A 20,564-nucleotide genomic window follows, 5' to 3' on the forward strand; every position below is an offset into this window, starting at 1 on the left:
TTCGCCGCAGGGTCTGCACAGCCCGACAGCCGATGCCGCGCACGTGGCGCTACCGGCTGAGCCGCGCCCGCCACCACTCGACGGTTGCCCCCAGTGCCTCGTCGATCGGGGTCGACACCTCGCCGAAGGTCGCGGTGTACGCCTGGGAGTCGAGCACGAACGGCCGGTCGAACTGGTACTGCACCTCCCGCAGTTCCCCGAGCATGGGGTTGACCAGGCCGACCAGGTGGAGTGGCCACCAAGGAATCCGGCCGACCCTGGCCGGCGGCAGACCCGCCAGCCGGCACAGGTGCCGGACCGCCTCCCGGGTCGACAGCGGCGGGGCGGTGGGAACGTGCCAGGCGCGTCCCCACGCCCGCTCGTCGGTACCAAGCCGTACGAGCGCACGGGCGATGTCGGGGATATAGGTGAAGCTGTGCGGTGCGTCCGGGTTGCCGATCAGCCTGACTGCACGGCCGGCCAGGAGCGCGGGCATCATCCGCTGGGCGAGGTGGCCGGCCTCGGTGACGCCGGGCCCGAAGAAGTCCGAGGCGCGCGCCTCCGCGACGCGGATCCGGCCGGCCTGGTGCCGGGCCAACGCGTCGCGCCACATGCCGATGCGGACCCGGGCCTTGGTGCCGGTGCCTGCGAGCGGCAGGTCCTCCGTGATGGGGGCGTCGACGGGGCCGTAGCCGTACAGGTTGCCCATCGTCACCAGCACCGAGCCGGCGGCCTCCGCCGCGTCGAGGAGGGCGTTCGAGATCGGCGGCCAGTCGGTGGGCCACCGGTGGTACAGCGGGCTCGCGCAGTTGTAGATCACCTCGGCGCCCTTGGTGGCTTGCCGGAGTGACGCCGTGTCAGTGACGTCGAGCGCCGTACTCCCGTCGCCGCCGGAGCGACTCAGGACGACGACCTCGTGCCCCTGTTCGTCGAGCAGTCGCGCCGTGGTGGCGCCGACGGGGCCCTTGCCGATGACGATGTGCCGTGCCATGCAGGTCCTCCTGGGGAATTGAGAGAGCAGTGCTCTCTTCATTGAGGAGTGTTCGCGCAGCGGCGGGGAGAAGTCAAGAGCAGTGCTCTCTCTTGTGTGCACTGCTCTCGAATGAGAGGATGAACGGCATGACGGCATCGCAGACCGCGCGGCAGCTGGCCCGCGCCGAGCTCACTCGCGCGATCAAGGAAGCCGCCACTCGCCAGCTCGCCGAGACCGGGGCGGCCGCACTGTCGCTCCGCGCGGTGGCGCGTGACCTGGGCCTGGCCTCCTCGGCGCTGTACCGCTACTTCCCCAGCCGGGACGCACTGCTCACCGCGCTGATCATCGACGCGTTCAACGCGGTCGGAGCGGCCGCGGAGTCAGGGGCGGCGTCCGCCGCTCCCGCCGATCCGGGCGCCCGGTGGCTTGCCGCATGCCGGGCGGTCCGCCAGTGGGCCCTGGCCCACCCGCACGAGTTCGCCCTGGTCTACGGCTCGCCCGTCCCCGGCTACCAGGCCCCCACCGACACGGTCGACCCCGCCACCCGGGTCACCCGCCTGATGGCCGGTCTCGTCGTCGAGGCACACGCCTCGGGCCTCCTGCGACCCCCCACGCAGCCGCTCCCCGGGCCGAGGCTCGTCGCCCAGCAGGTGCTCGACAGCGCGGGAGGGGCACCGGCCGAACCGTACGCGGACCTGGTGGAACGGTCGCTCACCCTGTGGATCTCCCTGATCGGCACGATCAGCTTCGAGCTGTTCGGTCACCTGAACGAGGTGATCACGGACTACCCCGCGTACTTCGACGCCGCCATGACCATTGCCGCCGAGGCAATCGGGCTCGATGTCCTGTCGCCTCCTGCGTGACACCCCACTACCAGCGGCCTGGTCCGGCACCCGCGGTGGACACCGGCATGGCCCATCACGAGGACGGCGGGCAACAGGGCCTGCGGCGGGCGCGCTCCTCGCGGACCGCGCCCGCCCCACGGGCGGAGGCCGTACGTGGGACGGGCGCAGATGGAGCGACCGGATCAGGCGGTCGGGAGGTTGCGAGCGGCAGCCTCGGCCTTGTCCGCGTGCTCGGCAGCGGCCTGCGCGGCCTGCTGGGCCTGGGCGGCGTGTTCGGCGGCGGCCTGCGCGGTGGCCCGGGCCTTCTGCGCGTACTCGGCGGGGGTCTGGGCCTGGGCGGTCGCCTTGGCCGCGTCCACCGCCGTCTTCGCCGACCCGTAGGCATCACCGCCTGCCGGCGGCTCACAGAGTGCTGAAGGCGCCCTCCACGGCCTCGCACGTGGCGTCCAGATCGTCCTCCGTCACCGCGGCGGAGACGAACCAGCAGGCCATGCCGAAGGCGTTGACGTGGACCCCTCGCCCGAGCAGCGCATGCCGGAACGCGCCGTGGCGGGCCTGGTCGGCGCGGAGCAGGTCGCGGTACTGGCGGCTCGGCATCCCGTCCACGGTGAACACCGTCTGGAACATGGCTCCGACGCCCTGCACCACACAGGGGATGCGCCGGTCGTGGGCGGCCCGTTGGACGGCCTCCATGATCCGCAGGCCGCTCTCCTCGATGTGCTTCGTGACGGCCGGCTGGTTCAGGTGGCGCAGCGTCACCAGTGCGGCGGTCGCGCACAGCGGCGAGGCGTTGTAGGTCCCACCGTGCTTGACCCGCCCCACGGCCAGGGGTTCCATCACGTCGCGCCGTCCCGCGAAGGCCGCGATGGGCAGGCCTCCGCCCAGTGCCTTGGCGAAGACGGCGAGGTCGGGCACGACCCCGAACAGCGCCTGGGCGCCTCCGGGGCCGGTGCGGAATCCGGTGCAGACCTCGTCGAAGACGAGGATGATCCCGCGGGCCGTGCACTCCTCCCGCAGCAGGCTCAAGTAGCCCGGCGCGGGCATGGTGCAGGCGTTGTTGGCCACGATCGGCTCGCAGATCACCGCCGCGAACTCGCCGCGGTGGGCGTCCAGGACGGCTCGGAGCGCCGCGGGATCGTTCCACGGGCAGACGACGACGTCGCCGACGACCCCGGCCGGGATGCCGGGGGAATGGGGTACCGCGTGCGGCGCGGCGTAGGGGCCGGCCTCGGCGGCGTCGGGGCGGTTGGAGACGGCCAGGGTGTCCGACCAGCCGTGGTAGTGGCCCTCGAACTTGAGGACCTTCGAGCGCCCGGTGTAACCGCGGGCGGCCCGCACGGCGCCCTGCACCGCCTCGCTGCCCGAGTTGGCGAAGCGGACGAGCTCCGCGCAGGGCACCATCGCCTGGATCAGCTCGGCGAGTTCGACTTCGACGGTGTTGCAGGTGCCGAACATCGTGCCGGTGTGCAGGACGGCGGTGAGCGCGTCGGTGAGCTGCGGGTTGGCGTGGCCCAGGACCGCGCTGCCGTAGGAGACCAGGTAGTCGAGGTACTCGTTGCCGTCGACGTCCCGGATGCGCGCACCCGAGCCGTCGGCCATGTAGAGCGGGTAGGGGTTCGGACCGGTCGAGGTCATCCGGGCGGAGGAGCTGATGCCGCCGGCCAGCGACGTCTGGGCCCGCTCGAACCACCGGCGGCTGCTGTCGGTTGCGCCCGGCGGCTGGATACGGCCATTCATGTACGGCTCCTGTTTGGTCGAGGGTTGGTCGGGCACGCTCGGACTGCCCTTCGTAGGCGTGGCATTGACGGGATTCGTGGAGAAGATGGGACGTGGGCATGGCTGTGAGGACGGCTGTCGTCACCGGAGCGGGCAGCGGGATCGGGCGGGCGTGCGCCCTGGGCCTGCTGGCGGACGGCTGGACGGTGGTGCTGGTGGGTCGCCGCAAGGGCCCGTTGGACGGGACGGTGGCGCTCGCCGACTCCGCCGGTCGTGACCGCGCGGTCCCGCTTTCCGTCGACATCACCGATCCGGCGGCCGTGGACGGCCTGTTCGACTCCGTCGTGGAACGGTTCGGCCGGCTGGACCTGTTGTTCAACAACGCGGCCGACGTGATGCCGTACACCCCGACCGAGGACGTGGCCGTCGAGGACTGGCACCGGGTGATGGACTCCATCGCCACGGGGACCTTCCTCTGCTCGCGCGCCGCCTTCCGGGTGATGAAGCGTCAGAGTCCGCGCGGGGGGCGGATCATCAACAACGGGGCGCCTTCCGCACAGGCACCCCGGCCGGACTCCATCGCCTTCACCGCGGCCAAGCACGCCGTGGCCGGGATGACGCGCTCGCTGTCCCTGGACGGCCGCCGCCACGACATCTCCTGCGGCCAGATCGACATCGGGAACGTCACCCCGCCGGACGGCCCCCAGCCGGCGGTCCTCCAGGCCGACGGGTCACGGCGGGTCGAACCCACCATGGACGTGCGGCACGTCGTCGACACGGTGCGGGCCATGGCCGACCTGCCCCCCGGGGTGAACATCCAGTCCGTCCTGGTCATGCCCAGCGCCATGCCGTACGTCGGGCGCGGGTAGCCCGGCCACGTACGCCTCGAACCAGTTGCCGGGCGCCAGCCGCCCGGCCTGGTCCCAGGCGAGCATCCGGTGCAGCCCGTCCAGATGGATCAGCCCTTCGCGGACGGTCAGGCACTCGTAGTCGGGACCGGGCGCCGGACGGGTGCTCAGGTAGAGAGGAAGGCAGTCGGCCGCGCTCTGCCGGGCGAGCTTGTACGCGCACAGCGGGTTGGACCGGGCGTACGAGGCGCCCAGCGCGGCGAGCCGGTCGGACGTCGCGGCCACGCTCAGCCCGGTCCTGGGGATGAGCTCGGCCGCACCGTCCTCGCCCAGGTGCCAGGGGAGCACCACCCCGCGTACCTCGGGCCCCTCCAGCAGCACGCGATGCCAACGGCCGCCCGACCCGAGCTGGGCATTGCGGATGTGCCCCTCGGCCTCATCGTTGGAGTTGGCCTCGTCAGCCCCGTCGAAGGGGTGTTCACGGGCGAAACGGCGCATGACCGTGTCGAATCGCACCGCTCCCAGAATCCTCATCCGCCGGACCTCTCCATTTCTTCGTACTCGCCGAAGTGCCGCTCGGCGAAGAGCTCCGGCCACCCCGCGTCCAGGCCGCGGGCGCGCCCCACCGCCAGCACCTGCCGCCAGTACGGCTTGACCGGGGACCACCGCGTGCCGGTACGACAGTACGAGCCGTCGATCATGTAGCGGGGCCCCGTACCCGGATCCGCCCCGGGGGCGGACCTACGCGTGTGGAAGAGCGCCGAATGGAGCACGACGGTGGACCCGGGCGGCAGTTCGTCGATGACCGTCTCCCCCGGCAGCACACCCGTTCCCAGGTGGCTCCGGGCGTCCTTCTCGGCCACCTCCCGGTGCGAGCCGGGCAGGACGGCCAGACCACCCAGCTCCGGCTGGAGCCCGCCGATGTAGTGCAGGGCGTGGATCATGGGGAGGCGGCGGTCGCGCTGGGGCCGTTGCTCGTAGTCGTGGTGCCAGCTCTTGCCCGCTCCCCCGGCCGGCCGCCGGTCGCTGTGCAGGTGGTGGAAGACGAAGGACGGCCCGAGCAGCTCGGGGCGGCCGAGCAGGTCCAGCAGTGCCGGCAGCACCGCGAGCTCACCGTGCGCCGGCAGGTCCAGTTCGATCACCTCCGGTGCTCGCGCCCCCGGACGCAGACTGGCCTCTATGGACCGCTGACGCCACCCTTCCTCCACCCACCTGTCCACCTCCGGAATGAGGCGATCCACGAGACCGGCCGGGAGGAAGCCCGGCAGCACCAGGAAACCGTCCTCCGTGAAACTCCCTGCCTGAACCTCAGCGGTGCGGACCTCTGCCACGTGTCGAATCCCCGGTTCACTCGATTGTTACCCCGATGACGCCAGAACGCTCCCGACACGTCTGTCCACACCCGCCACGGAGCATGCCCGGAGCCCGGCGAACGTCCAAAAAGCACACGCTCTCGGGGTCAGAACCACCCTTGATCGACAGGCCAGTTAGGGGAATCCCGCGTTCCGCGGGGCGTCCGCCATCGGCCTGGCCCTCCAGCCGCCTTCGGAGATCTGACGCCATCTCAAAACATCACTCCAAGGTGGGGTTTGGCTCAATGAACCCCACCTTCAATGCCGAGAAGCCGACGGGGTGGCGGCGCTGAGGGCTGCCACCCCGTCGGCTTCTCGGCACTCGGCCCTGTCCGGCCGAGTCGGTCCTACTCAGGTCACGCGGGCGGGATCGGGCCGAGGTAGGTGCCGCCGGAGGCGTCGATGGTCTGGCCGGTCACCCAGCGGCCCTGCGGGCCCGCCAGGAAGCCCACCACGTCCGCGACGTCCTCCGGCTGGCCGATCCGGCCGAGTGCGGTGATCGATTCGAGCCCGGCCATCGCCTCGGGGACGCCCGTCCACTGGGACGTCATGTCGGTCAGGATCACCCCGGGGTTGACGGTGTTCACGGTGATCCCGCGCCGGCCGAGCTCGTTGGCGAGCGGTGCGGCGAGGGCCACCAGCGCTGTTTTGCTGACGGTGTAGCCGATCTGGACCGGGGAGCCGATCCGGGCAGCCGCCGAGGCCACGTTGACGATCCGACCTCCGTCCCGCAGCAGCGGAATCGCCCGCTGGATCACGAAGATCGGCGTGCGCACGTTGATCGCCATCAACCGGTCGAACTCCTCCTCCGTGAGCTGCCCGATCGACCCGGCCAGGTGGATGCCCGCGTTGTTGACCAGGATGTCCAGGCCGGCCCCGCCGTCCCCACCGACTTCGCCGTCCCCACCCTGCTCGCCGTGCTCCGCCAGCCCGGCGGCGAGGCCCTCGAACAGCTGGTCCAGCGCACCGCTCTCGCCGAACCGGGCCCGCACCGCGAACGCCCGGCCGCCGGCCTTGGCGATCAGCTCCACGGTCTCCGCGGCGGCCGCCTCGTTGCCGCCGTAGTGGACCGCGACCAGTGCCCCGTCGGCGGCGAGCCGCTGCGCCACCGCCCGCCCGATCCCGCGCGAGCCGCCCGTCACCAGCGCCGTCCTGCCGTCCAGTTCGCCCACGATCGCCTCTTCCCTCGTGCCGCCCACGGTCGGATCCGGGGCCGGTCTCCCGCCGTCACGACCCGAGGCCGGACAACCCTTCATGTATGCCCGGGGCCGGAGAGCTGATGCCGCCAGGCCGCACGACCACCCGCACGACCAACCACTCGACCACCCGCTCAGGCCTGGAACAGCGGCTCGTAGGCGCCGCCCTCCTCGGCGTTGAGCAGCACGTACGCGGGCCCGAGACCGAGCGCGACCTCCCGCAGCCGGGCCAACGCCGCAGCCACGCCCGGGACTTCGAGGCCGAGCGCGGCGGCGGCCGCGTCCCGCTGCGCGTACAGGCCGGGCTCGTCCTCCAGATACTCCTCGGCGGCCTCCGCGCTCTCCTCCACCGTCAGCCGCGGGCAGTCCCGCCACCACGGCACCGCCAGCAGCAGCCGGACCAGCTCCAGCAGCCCGACGGCCAGCACCGCCGCGCCGCCCTCCGAGTCGGCGTACAGGACAGGACGCTCCTCGCCGCCCTCCCCGCACAGGAAGAAGGTGCCGCCCGCGCCGTCCTTGGCCACCGGCTCCAGGGCCTCCCCGGAGGCGAGCACCACCTCCTCGACGTGCGGGTAGTGGTCGAGGCTGAGGTCGCCCGGCCAGGCCAGGAAGTCGAGGGCGGCGGGGTTGGCGCGGATCGCGTCGAGCAGCGGGGTCGTCGGCATGGCCGCCAGACTAGGACGCCCTGGTGACACTCATCCCGCCGGCCGCTCGGGGGTGTTCGCCACCCGTCGTCTCCGACTCGCCCCGGGTGGGGAGTTGATCTCTACGGCGCAGCCGTTGTTGGGTGGCTCCTGTTGCTCTGACCCCCAGCGGCGAAGGAATGTGACACGGTGGACGAGAAATTACCTCCGGACGAGCGGGCCGCGCTGTTCGAGGCGCAGCGGCCCCGGCTGCGGGCCGTGGCGTACCGGATGCTCGGCTCGGTGAGCGAGGCCGAGGAGGCCGTCCACGAGGCCTGGCTGCGCTACGACCGCACCGACACCTCCGACGTGCAGAACCTCCCCGGCTGGCTGACCACGGTGGTCTCGCGGGTCTGCCTCAACCTGCTGCGCGGCCGGGAGCTGCGCCGCGAGGAGCCGCCGGAGGCCGAGGCGGGTGAGCCGGGCCCGGCGCGCATCCCGGACCCGCTGCTGCGGCGCGAGGGGGTGGCCGACCCCGGGCAGGAGGTGCTGCTCGGGGACTCGGTGGGCCTGGCGCTGATGGTGGTGCTGGAGTCGCTGGCACCGGCCGAGCGGATCGCCTTCGTACTGCACGACCTGTTCGCGGTGCCGTTCGCCGAGATCGCCCCCCTGATCGAGCGGACGGCGGCCGCGGCCCGCCAGCTGGCCGACCGGGCCCGCCGCCGGGTTCAGGACCAGGCGCCGGCGCCCGACCCGGACCCGGGCCGTCAGCGGGCCGCCGTGGACGCCTTCTTCGCGGCCGCCCGCGCCGGCGACCTGGGCGCGCTGGTGGCCGTGCTCGCCCCGGGCGTGGTGCTGCGCTCGGACGGCGGCGCGGTGCGGGCCCGGCACCCGGTGGTGCTGACGGGCGCGGCCGCGGTGGCCGACCAGCCGGTGCTGTGGGGCGGGCTGTCGCCGTTCGCCCGCCCGGCGCTGGTCAACGGCGCCGCGGGCGCGGTGGCGATCGGCGAGGGCGGCCGGCCACTGTCGGTCATGGCGTTCACCGTGGTGGACGGCGCGATCGCGGCGATCGAGGTGCTCACCGATCCGGAGCGGCTGGCGGCGCTGGACCTCTCGGCGTTCCGCGACTGAACGCGGCGGACGAGGTTCCACGGCTGAACGTGGCGGGCGAGGTTCCGCGACTGAACGCGGCGGGCGAGAGGGAGGCCGGCCGCCCTCTCACCCGCCCGCGCCGGTCGGCGCCGCACGTCCTCGGGACGCGCCGTCACCAGCCCTGTGCGACGACCCAGTCGGCGAGGTGGCGGGCGCACGCGTCGACCGACTCGCGCCAGGTGTGGCTCGCGCCCTCGCCGGCCTCGTCACTGACGTGCTTGACCAGGCGCACCGGCACCCCGAAGCGGTGGGCGACGGCGGCGACGGCGTAGCCCTCCATGTCGACCAGGTCGGCGTGCTCGGCGAGCCGGTCGCGGGCCGCCGGGTCGGAGACGAAGAGGTCGCCGGTGGCCAGCACCGGGCCGTCGCCCTTGCCGACCACCAGCGGGGCGCCGTAGCTGCGGCCGGTGAGCGCCAGCAGGGCCGGGGTGTCGAGGTCGTGCTGGATGACCTGGACGACGTGGTGGGTGCCCTCCCAGCCGGGGCGCAGCGCGCCGGCCGTGCCGAGGTTGATCACCTCGGACGGCTTCTCGCCCTGGGCGAGGACGGTGGCCAGCGCGGCGGTGGCGTTGATCTTCCCTATTCCGGTGAGCAGGACGGGCAGCCGGTCGTCGAGGTGGGCGGCTTCCTCGCGCACGGCGACGACGAGCAGCGGGCGGTCGGGCGTGATCGTTCCAAGCAGGCGCATGCTGCCCATCGTACGGAGGGTGTCCGCCGAAACCAGGTGCACCGACCGCGCCGGGAACGGTGGCGTCACGGCGGGATCGCCCCCGCAGCCGGCCCCGGGGTCCGGCCTCGACTCCCTGCGCGCCGACGCCGCGATCGGACCGGGGTCCGTCCTCGACTCGCCGCGTGCCGCCGCCGCAACCGGACCTCGCCGCTCCGGCCCGTCGGAGGAACCGCATAGGGTGCATCCCGCGTCGGACGGTTCACCGCCGGCCGCCGGGCAGCGGGGCCCCGGGGGCGCGCGGGAGGCGTGCGCCGCACGTGCAGGGCAAGCTCAAGATCGGCGCAATTCGGGTGTGGCCAGGGGGAGTCACGGCCATACTGCTGGCATCGGCCGGGCCCCGGACAGCGGGCCCGGCCCCTGGGGAGGATGAGGCGGGTGGCAACACCAGTAGGTAACGGCGCACCGGGCGCCGTGGTCCCGGCACGGCCGAGCGGCCCGCCGGGCACGGCACCGGCCGTGCCGGGCGTCCGGGGCGTCCCGGCGTCCAGACCCGGCGCCGCGCCCGCCCGGCGGCCGTCGGCCGGGCCCGCGCCGCGCGGCCTGTCCGGCCTGCGGGCCCGGCTGGCGAACGCCACCCGGACGGCGCCGGGCCGGCTGCGGCTGGCCGGGGCGGTGCTCGCGGTGCTGACGGTGGCCTCCGGCGCGCTGACCGCCTGGCAGTTGGAGACCAAGGCGGAGGCCGCCAACCGGGTGGTCCAGCACAGCCAGCCGCTGAGCAAGGACGCAGCCGACATCCACCGCCTGCTGGCCCACGCCGACACCACCGCGGCCACCCGCTTCCTGCTCGCCGGGGAGGAGACGGAGGCCGTGCGCCGCGACTACGAGGGCGATCTGGCCTCGGCCACCGGCCTGATCACCAAGGCCGCCGCGCAGACCACCGTCGGCTCCCCCGCCTACCAGAAGCTCACCGAGCTGAACAAGCAACTCCCCGTCTACGCCGGCCTGGTGGAGACCGCGCGGGCGAACAACCGGCTGGGCCTGCCGCTCGGCGGCGCCTACCTGCGGTACGCCTCCGAGCAGATGCAGGGCACCCTGCTGCAGCGCGCCGCCGAGCTGACCGCCATCGAGAACGACGAGCTGGACAAGGACTACGCCGAGGCGAAGTCCAGCCCGTGGGCCGCGTACGGCCTGGGGGTGCTCGCCCTCGGCGCGCTGGTCTGGGTGCAGGTGACGCTGTTCCGCCGCACCAACCGGGTGTTCAACCCCGGCCTGCTCGGGGCCACCGCCGCCGTCCTGGCCGGGGCGCTCTGGCTGGCCGTCACCGGCCTGACCACCAACGCCGCGCTCCAGCAGAGCTGGAAGCAGGGCGCGCAGCCGCTGCGGGCGCTCAACACCGCCCGGGTGCAGGTGCTTTCCGCCCGGCTGGCGGAGAACCTGAACCTCGTCGCCCGCGGCTCCACCACCGCGTACGCGGACCAGTGGAAGGCGATCACCCAGCAGCTCGCCGGGGGCGAGCCCGCGAACGTCCCGATGGGGCAGCACTCCGGCTCGCTGCGCCAGGCCCTCGACCTGGCCCCCGCGGACGCCCGGCAGCAGATCGGCGAGGCCGACCGGCAGTACGAGACGTGGCGCACCCGGCACGACGCGGCATACGCCATGGAGACCCAGCAGGCCGACTACCAGGGCGCACTGCAGGCGACCGTGACGGCGGACCCGGCCGCCGAGGCGAACACCGCGGACGGCGCCTTCAAGGCCACCGACAAGGCGCTCGACCAGGCCGCCACCACCGAACAGGAGCACTTCAAGCGCTCCGCCAAGGACACCGAGGGCGACCTCCGGCTCGCCGCCCTCGCGGCCGCGCTGCTCGGCGTGGTGGCCGCGGCCGCCGCGCTGCGCGGCCTGGGCCGCCGACTGGCCGAGTACCGGTAGAGGGGGAACGGACACATGCGCAGGAGAACCGCAGGCACCAGGCCGGCCACCGTGCTGGCGCTGCTGGCCGCCGGCGCGGCCGTGCTCGGCGGGGGCGGGCCGTCCGGCGCCGCGGCCGCCACGGGCGCACCGCAGGCCGTCCGGTCGACCGGGCAGGAACAGGCCGGGCAGGACCAGGCCGAGTCCTGCGACCTGACCAGCACCGTGCCGCCGAGCACCGTGGACGGCCCGGCGGTGAAGGCCATCAAGGCCAAGGACACCCTGATCATCGGCGTGGACCAGAACAGCTACCGCTGGGGCGCCCGCAACCCGAACACCGGTGAGCTCGAAGGCTTCGACATCGACCTCGCGAGGACGATCGGCGTGGCCATCATGGGCAATCCGGCCAAGGTGGTGCTCAAGCCGGTGTCGACCGCCGGCCGGGCCGACGCCCTCACGGGCAACCAGGTCGACCTGATCGTCCGCACCATGACGATCAGCTGCGCCAACCTGAAGAAGGTCGCCTTCTCCCGGTCGTACTTCAATATCAAGCAGCGGGTCCTGGTGCCCCGGTCGTCCACGGTCAAGAACCTCGACGAGGCGATCGGCGGCAAGACGGTCTGCGCCGCGGACGGCTCGGTGGCCAAGGACGTGCTGAACGCCAAGAAGACCGCCAAGCAGCTCGTCCTGGTGACCAACCAGCTCGACTGCCTGGTCCGCATGCAGCTCGGCAAGGTCGACGCCACCATGACCGACGACGAACTGGCGGTCGGCCAGGCCGCGCAGGACCAGACGGTGAAGGTGGTGGACGGCTTCGAACAGCCGGAGACGATCGGTGTCGCGATGCGCCAGAACAGCACCGACCTCACCGCCCGGGTCAACCAGGTGATCTCCGACTACTACGCGGACAAGGACAAGGGCTGGCAGAAGTCGTTCGAGCGGTGGGTCCAGCCCTATCTGCCCGAGAACTCCAAGGACCCCGGCCTGTACTGGCCGGCCCGCTGACGCACCGGGCGGCGCACGCGCGTCAGCAGGCCGTTGACGCGGTCTTGACGCCCACCGCCCGCTCCGCCCGAACGGCCACCGGCTAGGGTTCGGGACGATCACCACGGGGAGACCGGTGGTGGGCACGGGGGTTGTCGTGGGATCGCACGTCAGGTACGTCGGGATCGCACGCGAGGAAGGAAGGACACGGCGTTGGCGGCTTCGGCTGGCCCGGTACTGAACCGGGAGGAGGTGGACCGCGCGCTGGCGCGCCTCGGCGCGGAGCGGGACGCGGTCGAGTCCGCGCTGCTCGCCCTCCAGGACCATCCGGGCCTGCGGCTGCTCGACGGCGCCGAACTGACCGGACGCACGCTGGAGCGCTGGTCCGTCGCCGGGAAGGGCCTGCCACTGCTCTGGGCCCTGTTCGACCGCTACGCGGAGGCACTGGCCTCGGCGCGCGCGGTACGGGCCCGCAAGGCCAAGCCCGGCGCGCCCGAACTCGCCGAGCTGAGCGAACTGCTCACCGGCGACGCGGTGACCGTCCCCGGCGGCGCGCTGCCGGACGGCCCGCAACTGCTCGGCGCGCCCGCCCGGCTGGTCGAGCGGATCAGCCTGGACGCGCTGATGACCCGGATGAACTCCTGGTACGCCACCGTGCTGGAGGTGGTCAGCGCCGCCGACGCGGTCTGGTCGGCGCTGCCGGCCCGGATCGACCTGCTGCTGGCCGAACTCCACCGGGTGGGCAACCTCGCCGCCTCGCTCGGCGTGCGGGCCGGCGGCCACCCGCTCGCCGACGACCTGGCCGGGCTGGACGCCGACCTCACCGGGCTGCGCGCCGAGGTGCGCGAGGACCCGCTGGCGCTGTGGCGCCCGGCCCGGGTGCCCGCCCAGCGCGGCACCGTGCCGGAGGGCGGCGCCTTCGCCACCCCCGCCGGGGTGGTGGACACCGAGCGGTTCGACCGGGCCGGGCGGGCGCTGGACGGCGTCCGGGTGGAACTGGAGAACCTGCTGCGGCTGCGCGACGACGCCGAGGAGCGCCTCCAGGGCGTCGGCGACCTGCTCCAACGGGCCGACGCCACCCTGGCCGAGGCCCGCCGGGCGCGCGGCGAGGTGCTGGCGAAGATAGCCTCCAGCGACGTCCCGGCGGTGCCCGGGCCGGCCTCGGCGCTGCGCGAACGGATCGTGACGGCACTGGAGTTGCGCCAGGGCGGGCAGTGGGGCCGGCTGGCGCCGCTGCTGGACACGCTGGAGGACGCCGCCGCCAAGGAGCTGGCCCGGGCCCGGCAGTCGCTCACCGAGGTGACCCAGCCGCTGGCCGTCCGCGCCGAACTGCGCGGCCGGCTGGACGCCTACAAGGCGATGGCCGCCCGGCTGCGGGTCTCCGAGGACCCGGAAGTGATCGAGCGGTACGAGAAGGCGCGCTGGCTGCTGTGGAGCGCGCCCTGCGACCTGCGGGCGGCGGCCGCCGCGGTGGCCCGCTTCCAGCAGTCGCTGCGGCCGGCGCAGGCCGAGGCCGCACAGGAGACGACCGGCCAGACGCCGGTCGACGGACAGGTCCAGGGGGGCTGAGGTTGATGGGCGGGACGTGCGTACGGCCGGAGTGCTCCGGCAACGGCAGGATCGACGCGGACGGCTACTGCGACGAGTGCGGGCTCGCCCCGGCGGGCGGCGGCACCGTGGCAGCTTCTACGGCGGCCACCGGCGCCCCGCCGGCTGCCGGCCCCGGCGCGCCCTGCCCCCGGGACTGTTCAGGCGCCATCGACACCGACGGCTACTGCGACGAGTGCGGCCTCACCCCGCCCGGCGGCGACACCGGCGTCACCCAGCCCTACGTCCCGTCCTCCCGGGTCTCCACCGACTCGGCGCGCAGCGGCTCGATCCGCTCGACCCGCACCGGCTCGGCCCGCTCGATGTCCGGCCGCTCCCGCTCGCACCGCTCGACCCGCACCGGCAGCAGCCGCTCGGTCTCGGTGCGCAGCACCCGCGGCAGCGTCAGCGCGGGCACCCGTAACCGGCTGGGCGCCGGCCTGGTGACGGTGCCGACCGTCGAGACGGCCGACCCGTCGCTGGCGGTGCTGGAGAACCCGGAGGTCCCGGAGCGCAAGCGGTTCTGCTCCAAGTGCGAGACCCCGGTGGGCCGGGAGAAGAACGGCCGGCCGGGCCGGCCGGACGGCTTCTGCACCAAGTGCGGCACGCCGTACTCGTTCACGCCCAAGCTGCGCCGCGGCGACCTGGTCGGCGGGCAGTACGAGGTGGTGGGCTGCCTGGCGCACGGCGGCCTCGGCTGGATCTACCTGGCGATCGACCGGCGGGTCAACGACAAGTGGGTGGTCCTGAAGGGCCTGCTGGACACCGGGGACGAGGACGCGCTCGCCGTGGCCGTCGCCGAGCGCCGCTTCCTGGCCGAGGTGGACCACCCGAACATCGTCCGGATCATCAACTTCGCCGAGCACCTGGACCTGGGCTCCGGCTCCACCGACGGCTACATCGTGATGGAGTACGTCGGCGGCAAGTCGCTCAAGGACATCGCCAACGACCGCCGCACCCCGGACGGCCGGCGCGAGCCGCTGCCCGTCGAGCAGGCGATCGCGTACGCGCTGGAGGCGCTGCCCGCACTCGGGTACCTGCACAGCCGGGGCCTGATCTACTGCGACTTCAAGATCGACAACGTGATCCAGAGCGGCGACGCGCTCAAGATCATCGACATGGGCGCCGTCTGCCGCCTCGACCACGACGGCCCGATCTACGGCACCGTCGGCTACCAGGCCCCCGAGATCGCCACCCACGGCCCCTCCCCCGCCTCCGACCTCTACACCGTGGCCCGCACCCTCGCAGTGCTCACCTTCGACTTCCAGGGCTACAGCACCACCTACCGGGACACCCTGCCCGGCCCCGAGGACGTCGAGGTCTTCGCCCGCTACGAGTCGTACTACCGCTTCCTGGTCCGCGCCACCGACCCGGACCCGGCCCGCCGGTTCTCCTCCGCCGACGAGATGGCCGACCAGCTCACCGGCGTGCTGCGCGAGATACTCGCCCTCCAGGACGGCCGGGCCCGGCCCGCCCTGTCCACCCTCTTCGGCCCCGAACTACGCGTCGTGGACACCGAGTTGGTCATGCCCACCGAGCAGCCCGGACAGCTCCTGGTGACCGCCCTCGACCCGGCCGCCGCCGCCCTCGCGCTGCCCGTCCCGCGCGTCGACCCCGGCGACCCCAACGCCGGCTTCCTCGCCACCCTGCTCGCCACCGACCCCGAGGAGGCGCTCGCCGCCCTGGCCGGCGCGCCCGCCCTCTCCATCGAACGGCGGCTGCGCGAACTGCGCGCCCACCTCGAACTCGGCCGCCGCGACGCCGCCGAGGAGGCCCTCGCCGCCCTGGAGCGGGAGTACCCGGACGACTGGCGGGTCGTCTGGTACCGCGGCCTGGTCGCCCTGGTCGGCGCCGTGCACGGGCCGGACGGGCCGGACAGCCCTGGCAGCTCGGTCGCCCTGGTCGGCGCCGCAGGCGGCCCGGACGGCCCGGACGGCCCGGCTTCGCCCGACGAGGCCGGGCTGCGCGCCGCCGCCGAGGCCTTCGACGCGGTCTACGACGCCTTCCCCGGCGAGGCCGCCCCCAAGCTGGCCCTCGCCATCTGCGCCGAACTCCTCGGCGACGGCGGCGACGCCGCCGAGTTCTACCGACTCGTCTGGACCACCGACCCGGCCTACCTCAGCGCCGCCTTCGGGCTCGCCCGGGTCCGGCTCGCCGAGGACGACCGGCCCGGCGCCGTCCGCGTCCTGGAGTCCGTCCCGGCCACCTCCAACCAGTACACCGCCGCCCGGATCGCGGCCGTCCGCGCCCGGCTGCGCGAACGGCCCGCCACCGACCCGCTCGCCGCCGACCTCGGCGCCAGCTCCGACCAGCTGACCGCGCTGCGCCTGGACGACCGCCGCCGCGAGGAACTGGCCGTCGAACTGCTCGGCGCCGCCCTCGGCTGGGTCACCGCGGGCTCGACCGGCGCCCAGCAGGGCGGCGGCACCACGGTCCTGGGACGACCTGCGGTGGAGCGGGAACTGCGCTTCGCCCTGGAACAGTCCTACCGGGTACTCGCCCGGTTGGCCGACCGGGCCGAGACCAGGATCGAAATGGTGGAGCGGGCCAACCGCGCCCGCCCCAGGACGTGGGTGTAGCCGATGCCGCAGCAGACCGTGTGCCCGAGCTGTTCCGAACCGCTGGAGCCGGAGGACGCCTACTGCGGCGCCTGCGGCGCCAGCCGGGACGGCCGGGCCGCCCCGGGCGCGATGCCCGCGAACTGGGCCGCCGCCCGGGCCGAGGGCGCCCCGCCCCAGCACGGGCCGGTCTGCGCGCACTGCGGGCTGCCGCAGGTCACCGCGGACGGCTACTGCGAGGCCTGCGGCGGCGCCCAGCCGCGCCCGCGCGACCACATGGAGAAGTCCCTCGCGGGCGTCGCCGGGGTCAGCGACCGCGGCCTGCGCCACCACCGCAACGAGGACTCCTTCACCATCGCCGCCACCTCGCTGCCCGGCGGCGAGCCCGTCGTGGTCGCCGTGGTCTGCGACGGCGTCTCCTCCTCCGACCGGCCGGACGAGGCCTCCGAGACCGCCGTCGACGCCGCCTCCGAGTCGCTGCTGAGCGCCCTGGAGGCGGGCCGCGAACCCACCGCCGCCATGCGCCAGGCCATCGCCGACGCCGCCGGGGCCGTCGCCGACCTCGCCCAGGCCGGCCCCGGGCCCACCCGGCCCGACGTCAACGCACCCGCCTGCACCTACGTCAGCGCCATAGCCTCCGGCGGCCGGATCACCATCGGCTGGGTCGGCGACACCCGCGCCTACTGGATCCCGGACGACCGCGCCGGCGCCGAGCCCTTCCGGCTCACCCAGGACGACTCCTGGGCGGCCCGGATGGTCGAGGCCGGACTGATGAGCGAGGCCGAGGCGTACGCCGACCCGCGCGCCCACGCGATCACCGGGTGGCTCGGCGCCGACGCCGAGGAGGTCGTCCCGCACACCCTCGACTTCACGCCGCACGTCCCCGGGGTGCTGCTGATCTGCACCGACGGACTGTGGAACTACGCCGAGGCCGCCACCGACCTGGCGTACTACGTCCGGCCGGACGCCCGCACCGAACCGCTCGCGGCGGCGCAGACCCTGGTGAAGTTCGCGGTCGCCGCCGGCGGCCACGACAACATCACCGTCGCCGTCCTGCCGATCGACCCGCCGGCCGCGGGCGCCGGTGCCGGTGCCGAGGACCAGGGCGAGGACGAGGACGACCCCCGGACCGCCACCGCGCTCGACCTGCCGCTGATCACCGCGGCGGGTGCCAGGAGGGCCGCCGAGGAGGACGAGGACTACGAGCCGACCCTGCCGGACCTCCCGGTGATCGGCTCCCCCGCCGCCCCGCTGCCCCCCACCGCCCCGCCGGCACCGCCCGCACCGCCGACCGCACCCGCCGTCCCCCCGCAGCCGCCGCACCCGCCGACGGCCTGACCGGACGCCGCCCGCCCGGGGCCGACCCCGGCGGCCACCCGGTCCACCGGCCCGCCCCCGACGCGGCCGGCCCCCACCGACCGATCCGTACCGACGACCCTTCCGACGGGAGCCACCGGCCCATGGCAACACTGGCGAAGCCGAACCTGCCCAGGTTCGACGTGGAGATCTTCCAGAACGAGTACCTTGCCGACGGCGCCCGCGAGGTCAACGCCATCGTCACGGTCACCGCGACCGGCGGCGGCACCTCCGGCGGCCGCCCGCTCGGCATCGCCGACGCGGGCGGCCCGCAGAGCGCCGACACCGCCGCGGCCGTGGTGATCCTGGTGGACTGCTCGGGCTCGATGGACTACCCCAAGACCAAGATCAACGGCGCCCGCGAGGCCACCGCCGCCGCCATCGACGCGCTGCGCGACGGCACCGCCTTCGCCGTGGTCGCCGGCACCCACGAGGCCCGCGACATCTACCCCGGCGACGGCACCCTCGCCACCGCCTCCGCCACCACCCGCGGCCACGCCAAGGAGTCCCTGCGCCGCCTCACCGCCGCCGGCGGCACCGCGATGGGCACCTGGCTGGCCAAGGCCGACAAGCTCTTCCTGACCCGCCGCGACATCGCCATCCGGCACGCCGTCCTGCTCACCGACGGCAACAACGAGCACGAGTCGGCGGTCGACCTGGAACGCGCCATCGAGCGGGTCACCGGCCACTTCACCGCCGACTGCCGCGGCGTCGGCACCGACTGGCGGATCGACGAGCTGCGCAAGATCTCCTCGGCGCTGCTCGGCACCGTCGACATCGTCGCCGAACCCTCCGGCCTGGCCGAGGACTTCCGCTCGATGATGGCCGGCGCCATGGGCAAGCAGGTCGCCGACGTCGCGCTGCGGATCTGGACCCCGGCCAACGCCGCGGTCAAGTTCGTCAAGCAGGTCGCCCCCGCGGTCGAGGACCTCACCGCCCGGCGCGCCGAGGCCGGCCCCCGGGCCGGCGACTACCCCACCGGCTCCTGGGGCGACGAGAGCCGCGACTACCACGTCTGCGTCGAGGTCCCGGCCGCCTCCATCGGCAACGAGATGCTCGCCGCGCGGATCAGCCTGGTGCTGCCCCCGCAGGTCGGCAGCGGCACCCCGGAGGTGCTCTCCCAGGGCCTGGTCAAGGCGGTGTGGACCGACGACCTGGCCTCCTCCACCCGGATCAGCCCGCAGGTCGCCCACTACACCGGGCAGGCCGAGCTGGCCTCCTCCATCCAGGAGGGTCTGGAGGCCCACCGGGCCGGGGACGTCGACACCGCCACCTCCAAGCTGGGCGCCGCCGTCCGGATCGCGCACGCGACCGGCAACGAGGGCACCTACAAACTGCTGCAGAAGGTGGTGGACGTGGTGGACCCGAAGGAGGGTACGGTTCGGTTCCGTAAGAACGTGAGCGAGGCCGACTCGATGACCCTTGAGACCCGGTCGACCAAGACGGTGCGTGTGAAGAAGTGACCGCTGAAGACGTGACCGGGCCGACGACCCGGTGCGACGCCGCCCCAAGCCGGCTCGATGTGAGGGGGAACTGATGCCGATCTGCCCGAGGGGCCACGAGTCGCAGGCCGAGGACTGGTGCGACTTCTGCGGCTTCCCGATGACTCCGCCGGCCCCGCCGCCGCCCGGAGCCCACCCGGGAGCCCACGGGGCCCACCCGGGGGCGTACGGCTCCCACCCGGCGCCCGAGGCGCCCGGCTCGTTCGAGCAGTCCCAGCACCCGGACCACCGCGGTACGCCCTACGGCGCGCCGCCGTCGCCTCCGCCGGTGCCGCCGGGGAACGTCCCGCCACAGCCCGGCGCGATGCCGCCGCCACCGGCCCAGGGCTACCCCAACCTGACCGAGGGCCTGACGGTCTGCCCGATCTGCCGCAGCCCGCAGACCGGACGGTTCTGCGAGGAGTGCGGGTACGACTACGAGCTCTCCACCCCCTCGCGCCGCCAGGCGCAGCAGCCGCTGAACATCCCGGCGGCGTACGGCGGCGCGCCGGCCGCCCAGCCGCCGTACGGCCAACCGCCGTACGGCCCGCCCGTCCCGCAGCAGCCACAGCCGCAGCACACCCAGCACCCGCAGCAGGCCGCCGCGCCCGCGCACACCTACGGCTACCCTCCCTCCCTGCCCGCCAACGGGCCGGAGGGACCCGCGCCGGAGGGGGCGTTCCCCGAGGCCCCCGTCCGCGAGGACTCCGGCCCGGTGTACGCCGAGCCCCCCGGCCCCAACAACCGCGGCGGCGACTTCGGCACCTCGTTCCACCTCGCCCCGCCGCATCAGCAGCAGCCACAGCCTCAGCAGCCACAGCCGGCGGCGGCCCCCGCGGAGCCGCTCCGGACCAACTGGATCGCGGTGGTCTCGGCCGACCGCGAGTACTTCACCGAGATGATGGCCCGCAGCGGTCCCGAGGCGGCCGGGCTGTTCTTCCCGCCGTACTGCCCCGAGCGGCGCATCCCGCTGACCGGCCGCGGCCAGCTGCGGATCGGGCGGCGCAGCCAGCACCGCGGCACCGTGCCGGAGATCGACCTGTCGGTGCCGCCGGAGGACCCGGGCGCCTCGCACCAGCACGCGCTGCTCGCCGAACAGGCGGACGGCAGCTGGGTCCTGGTGGACCAGGACTCGACCAACGGCACCACCGTGAACGGCGGCGCGGAGCCGATCGCCCCGCACACCGCCGTGCCGCTGAACGACGGCGACCGGATCCACATCGGCGCCTGGACGACGATCACGGTGCACCGCGCCTGAAAGACCGTCGGCAACAACTCCGGCCGGGCCGGGTGGAATTCAACTTCCGCCCGGCCCGGCTTGTTCCCGATCCCTCGG

17 protein-coding genes and 1 pseudogene are annotated in these 20,564 nt (G+C 74.0%); 10 read left to right on the forward strand and 8 right to left on the reverse strand.

Annotated features, from left to right (window positions below; all coding sequences use genetic code 11):
* Positions 1 to 49 precede the first annotated feature (49 nt).
* Positions 50 to 970 (reverse strand): NAD-dependent epimerase/dehydratase family protein, encoded by a 921-nt coding sequence (locus ACFVHI_RS11090; RefSeq protein ID WP_380337958.1) that lies wholly within the window; start codon positions 968 to 970, stop codon positions 50 to 52.
* Between the two features lie 128 nt (positions 971 to 1,098).
* On the opposite strand from ACFVHI_RS11090, the gene ACFVHI_RS11095 reads away from it, so the two are divergent.
* Positions 1,099 to 1,815, forward strand: coding sequence for a TetR/AcrR family transcriptional regulator (locus ACFVHI_RS11095; RefSeq protein WP_063351429.1), 717 nt, complete (start codon positions 1,099 to 1,101; stop codon positions 1,813 to 1,815).
* A 164-nt stretch (positions 1,816 to 1,979) separates the two neighbouring features.
* Here ACFVHI_RS11095 and ACFVHI_RS11100 read toward each other — a convergent pair whose 3' ends face one another.
* Both ACFVHI_RS11100 and ACFVHI_RS11105 read right to left on the reverse strand, forming a co-directional pair.
* The gene (locus ACFVHI_RS11100; RefSeq protein ID WP_380337961.1) at positions 1,980 to 2,156 is read right to left on the reverse strand and encodes a hypothetical protein; all 177 of its coding nucleotides are present in this window, start codon (positions 2,154 to 2,156) and stop codon (positions 1,980 to 1,982) included.
* Between the two features lie 43 nt (positions 2,157 to 2,199).
* Entirely contained in the window at positions 2,200 to 3,534 is a 1,335-nt protein-coding gene (locus ACFVHI_RS11105; RefSeq protein WP_380337963.1) for an aspartate aminotransferase family protein, read from the reverse strand.
* Between the two features lie 98 nt (positions 3,535 to 3,632).
* Between ACFVHI_RS11105 and ACFVHI_RS11110 the strand changes: the two genes are divergently transcribed.
* On the forward strand, positions 3,633 to 4,382 hold the full coding sequence (locus ACFVHI_RS11110) for an SDR family oxidoreductase (protein WP_380337966.1): 750 nt from the start codon (positions 3,633 to 3,635) through the stop codon (positions 4,380 to 4,382).
* A gap of 36 nt (positions 4,383 to 4,418) precedes the next feature.
* Here the strand turns inward: ACFVHI_RS11110 and ACFVHI_RS11115 are convergent.
* The 4 genes and pseudogenes from ACFVHI_RS11115 to ACFVHI_RS11130 form a co-directional block, all read right to left on the reverse strand.
* A pseudogene (locus ACFVHI_RS11115) lies at positions 4,419 to 4,895 on the reverse strand (DUF6309 family protein); the annotation flags it as partial.
* Positions 4,892 to 5,692: a phytanoyl-CoA dioxygenase family protein gene (locus ACFVHI_RS11120; protein ID WP_380337968.1), complete on the reverse strand. Its 801-nt coding sequence runs from the start codon at positions 5,690 to 5,692 to the stop codon at positions 4,892 to 4,894. The pseudogene ACFVHI_RS11115 and the gene ACFVHI_RS11120, both read right to left, overlap by 4 nt.
* A gap of 377 nt (positions 5,693 to 6,069) precedes the next feature.
* Positions 6,070 to 6,885 (reverse strand): SDR family NAD(P)-dependent oxidoreductase, encoded by an 816-nt coding sequence (locus tag ACFVHI_RS11125; protein WP_380338039.1) that lies wholly within the window; start codon positions 6,883 to 6,885, stop codon positions 6,070 to 6,072.
* A 158-nt stretch (positions 6,886 to 7,043) separates the two neighbouring features.
* On the reverse strand, positions 7,044 to 7,574 hold the full coding sequence (locus ACFVHI_RS11130) for a hypothetical protein (RefSeq protein ID WP_380337971.1): 531 nt from the start codon (positions 7,572 to 7,574) through the stop codon (positions 7,044 to 7,046).
* A gap of 168 nt (positions 7,575 to 7,742) precedes the next feature.
* Here ACFVHI_RS11130 and ACFVHI_RS11135 point away from each other — a divergent pair, with 168 nt between their 5' ends.
* Positions 7,743 to 8,663, forward strand: a complete 921-nt coding sequence (locus ACFVHI_RS11135; RefSeq protein ID WP_380337974.1) for a sigma-70 family RNA polymerase sigma factor — start codon at positions 7,743 to 7,745, stop codon at positions 8,661 to 8,663.
* 133 nt (positions 8,664 to 8,796) lie between these two features.
* Here the strand turns inward: ACFVHI_RS11135 and ACFVHI_RS11140 are convergent, their stop codons facing one another.
* Positions 8,797 to 9,372: a nucleosidase gene (locus tag ACFVHI_RS11140; RefSeq protein ID WP_244293463.1), complete on the reverse strand. Its 576-nt coding sequence runs from the start codon at positions 9,370 to 9,372 to the stop codon at positions 8,797 to 8,799.
* 417 nt (positions 9,373 to 9,789) lie between these two features.
* On the opposite strand from ACFVHI_RS11140, the gene ACFVHI_RS11145 reads away from it, so the two are divergent.
* The 7 genes from ACFVHI_RS11145 to ACFVHI_RS11175 all read left to right on the forward strand — a co-directional run bounded on the left by ACFVHI_RS11145 (position 9,790) and on the right by ACFVHI_RS11175 (position 20,486).
* Complete coding sequence (locus tag ACFVHI_RS11145; RefSeq protein WP_380337977.1) at positions 9,790 to 11,283, forward strand: hypothetical protein; 1,494 nt, start codon at positions 9,790 to 9,792, stop codon at positions 11,281 to 11,283.
* Between the two features lie 15 nt (positions 11,284 to 11,298).
* Positions 11,299 to 12,267 carry a transporter substrate-binding domain-containing protein gene (locus ACFVHI_RS11150; RefSeq protein WP_380337979.1) on the forward strand — a complete coding sequence of 323 codons (969 nt, stop codon included), beginning with the start codon at positions 11,299 to 11,301 and terminating at the stop codon, positions 12,265 to 12,267.
* Between the two features lie 192 nt (positions 12,268 to 12,459).
* The gene (locus ACFVHI_RS11155) at positions 12,460 to 13,815 is read left to right on the forward strand and encodes a hypothetical protein (protein WP_063349413.1); all 1,356 of its coding nucleotides are present in this window, start codon (positions 12,460 to 12,462) and stop codon (positions 13,813 to 13,815) included.
* Positions 13,816 to 13,820: 5 nt separating this feature from the next.
* Positions 13,821 to 16,412 carry a tetratricopeptide repeat protein gene (locus tag ACFVHI_RS11160; protein ID WP_380337982.1) on the forward strand — a complete coding sequence of 864 codons (2,592 nt, stop codon included), beginning with the start codon at positions 13,821 to 13,823 and terminating at the stop codon, positions 16,410 to 16,412.
* Positions 16,413 to 16,415: 3 nt separating this feature from the next.
* Complete coding sequence (locus tag ACFVHI_RS11165) at positions 16,416 to 17,729, forward strand: protein phosphatase 2C domain-containing protein (RefSeq protein ID WP_063349412.1); 1,314 nt, start codon at positions 16,416 to 16,418, stop codon at positions 17,727 to 17,729.
* 122 nt (positions 17,730 to 17,851) lie between these two features.
* Entirely contained in the window at positions 17,852 to 19,210 is a 1,359-nt protein-coding gene (locus ACFVHI_RS11170; protein ID WP_063349411.1) for a VWA domain-containing protein, read from the forward strand.
* Positions 19,211 to 19,283: 73 nt separating this feature from the next.
* Positions 19,284 to 20,486: an FHA domain-containing protein gene (locus ACFVHI_RS11175; RefSeq protein WP_380337986.1), complete on the forward strand. Its 1,203-nt coding sequence runs from the start codon at positions 19,284 to 19,286 to the stop codon at positions 20,484 to 20,486.
* The last annotated feature ends 78 nt before the right edge of the window (positions 20,487 to 20,564 follow it).

It is taken from the genome of Kitasatospora sp. NPDC127121 (genome assembly GCF_042677305.1).
GTDB lineage: Bacteria > Actinomycetota > Actinomycetes > Streptomycetales > Streptomycetaceae > Kitasatospora.

Excerpts from the sequence above, each read along its gene's own strand:
- ACFVHI_RS11165 (WP_063349412.1), top strand. The coding sequence starts at position 16,416 with ATGCCGCAGCAGACCGTGTGCCCGAGCTGTTCCGAACCGCTGGAGCCG.
- ACFVHI_RS11095 (WP_063351429.1), top strand. The coding sequence starts at position 1,099 with ATGACGGCATCGCAGACCGCGCGGCAGCTGGCCCGCGCCGAGCTCACT.
- ACFVHI_RS11090 (WP_380337958.1), bottom strand. The coding sequence starts at position 970 with ATGGCACGGCACATCGTCATCGGCAAGGGCCCCGTCGGCGCCACCACG.
- ACFVHI_RS11150 (WP_380337979.1), top strand. The coding sequence starts at position 11,299 with ATGCGCAGGAGAACCGCAGGCACCAGGCCGGCCACCGTGCTGGCGCTG.
- ACFVHI_RS11110 (WP_380337966.1), top strand. The coding sequence starts at position 3,633 with ATGGCTGTGAGGACGGCTGTCGTCACCGGAGCGGGCAGCGGGATCGGG.
- ACFVHI_RS11170 (WP_063349411.1), top strand. The coding sequence starts at position 17,852 with ATGGCAACACTGGCGAAGCCGAACCTGCCCAGGTTCGACGTGGAGATC.
- ACFVHI_RS11140 (WP_244293463.1), bottom strand. The coding sequence starts at position 9,372 with ATGCGCCTGCTTGGAACGATCACGCCCGACCGCCCGCTGCTCGTCGTC.
- ACFVHI_RS11175 (WP_380337986.1), top strand. The coding sequence starts at position 19,284 with ATGCCGATCTGCCCGAGGGGCCACGAGTCGCAGGCCGAGGACTGGTGC.
- ACFVHI_RS11130 (WP_380337971.1), bottom strand. The coding sequence starts at position 7,574 with ATGCCGACGACCCCGCTGCTCGACGCGATCCGCGCCAACCCCGCCGCC.
- ACFVHI_RS11105 (WP_380337963.1), bottom strand. The coding sequence starts at position 3,534 with ATGAATGGCCGTATCCAGCCGCCGGGCGCAACCGACAGCAGCCGCCGG.
- ACFVHI_RS11160 (WP_380337982.1), top strand. The coding sequence starts at position 13,821 with ATGGGCGGGACGTGCGTACGGCCGGAGTGCTCCGGCAACGGCAGGATC.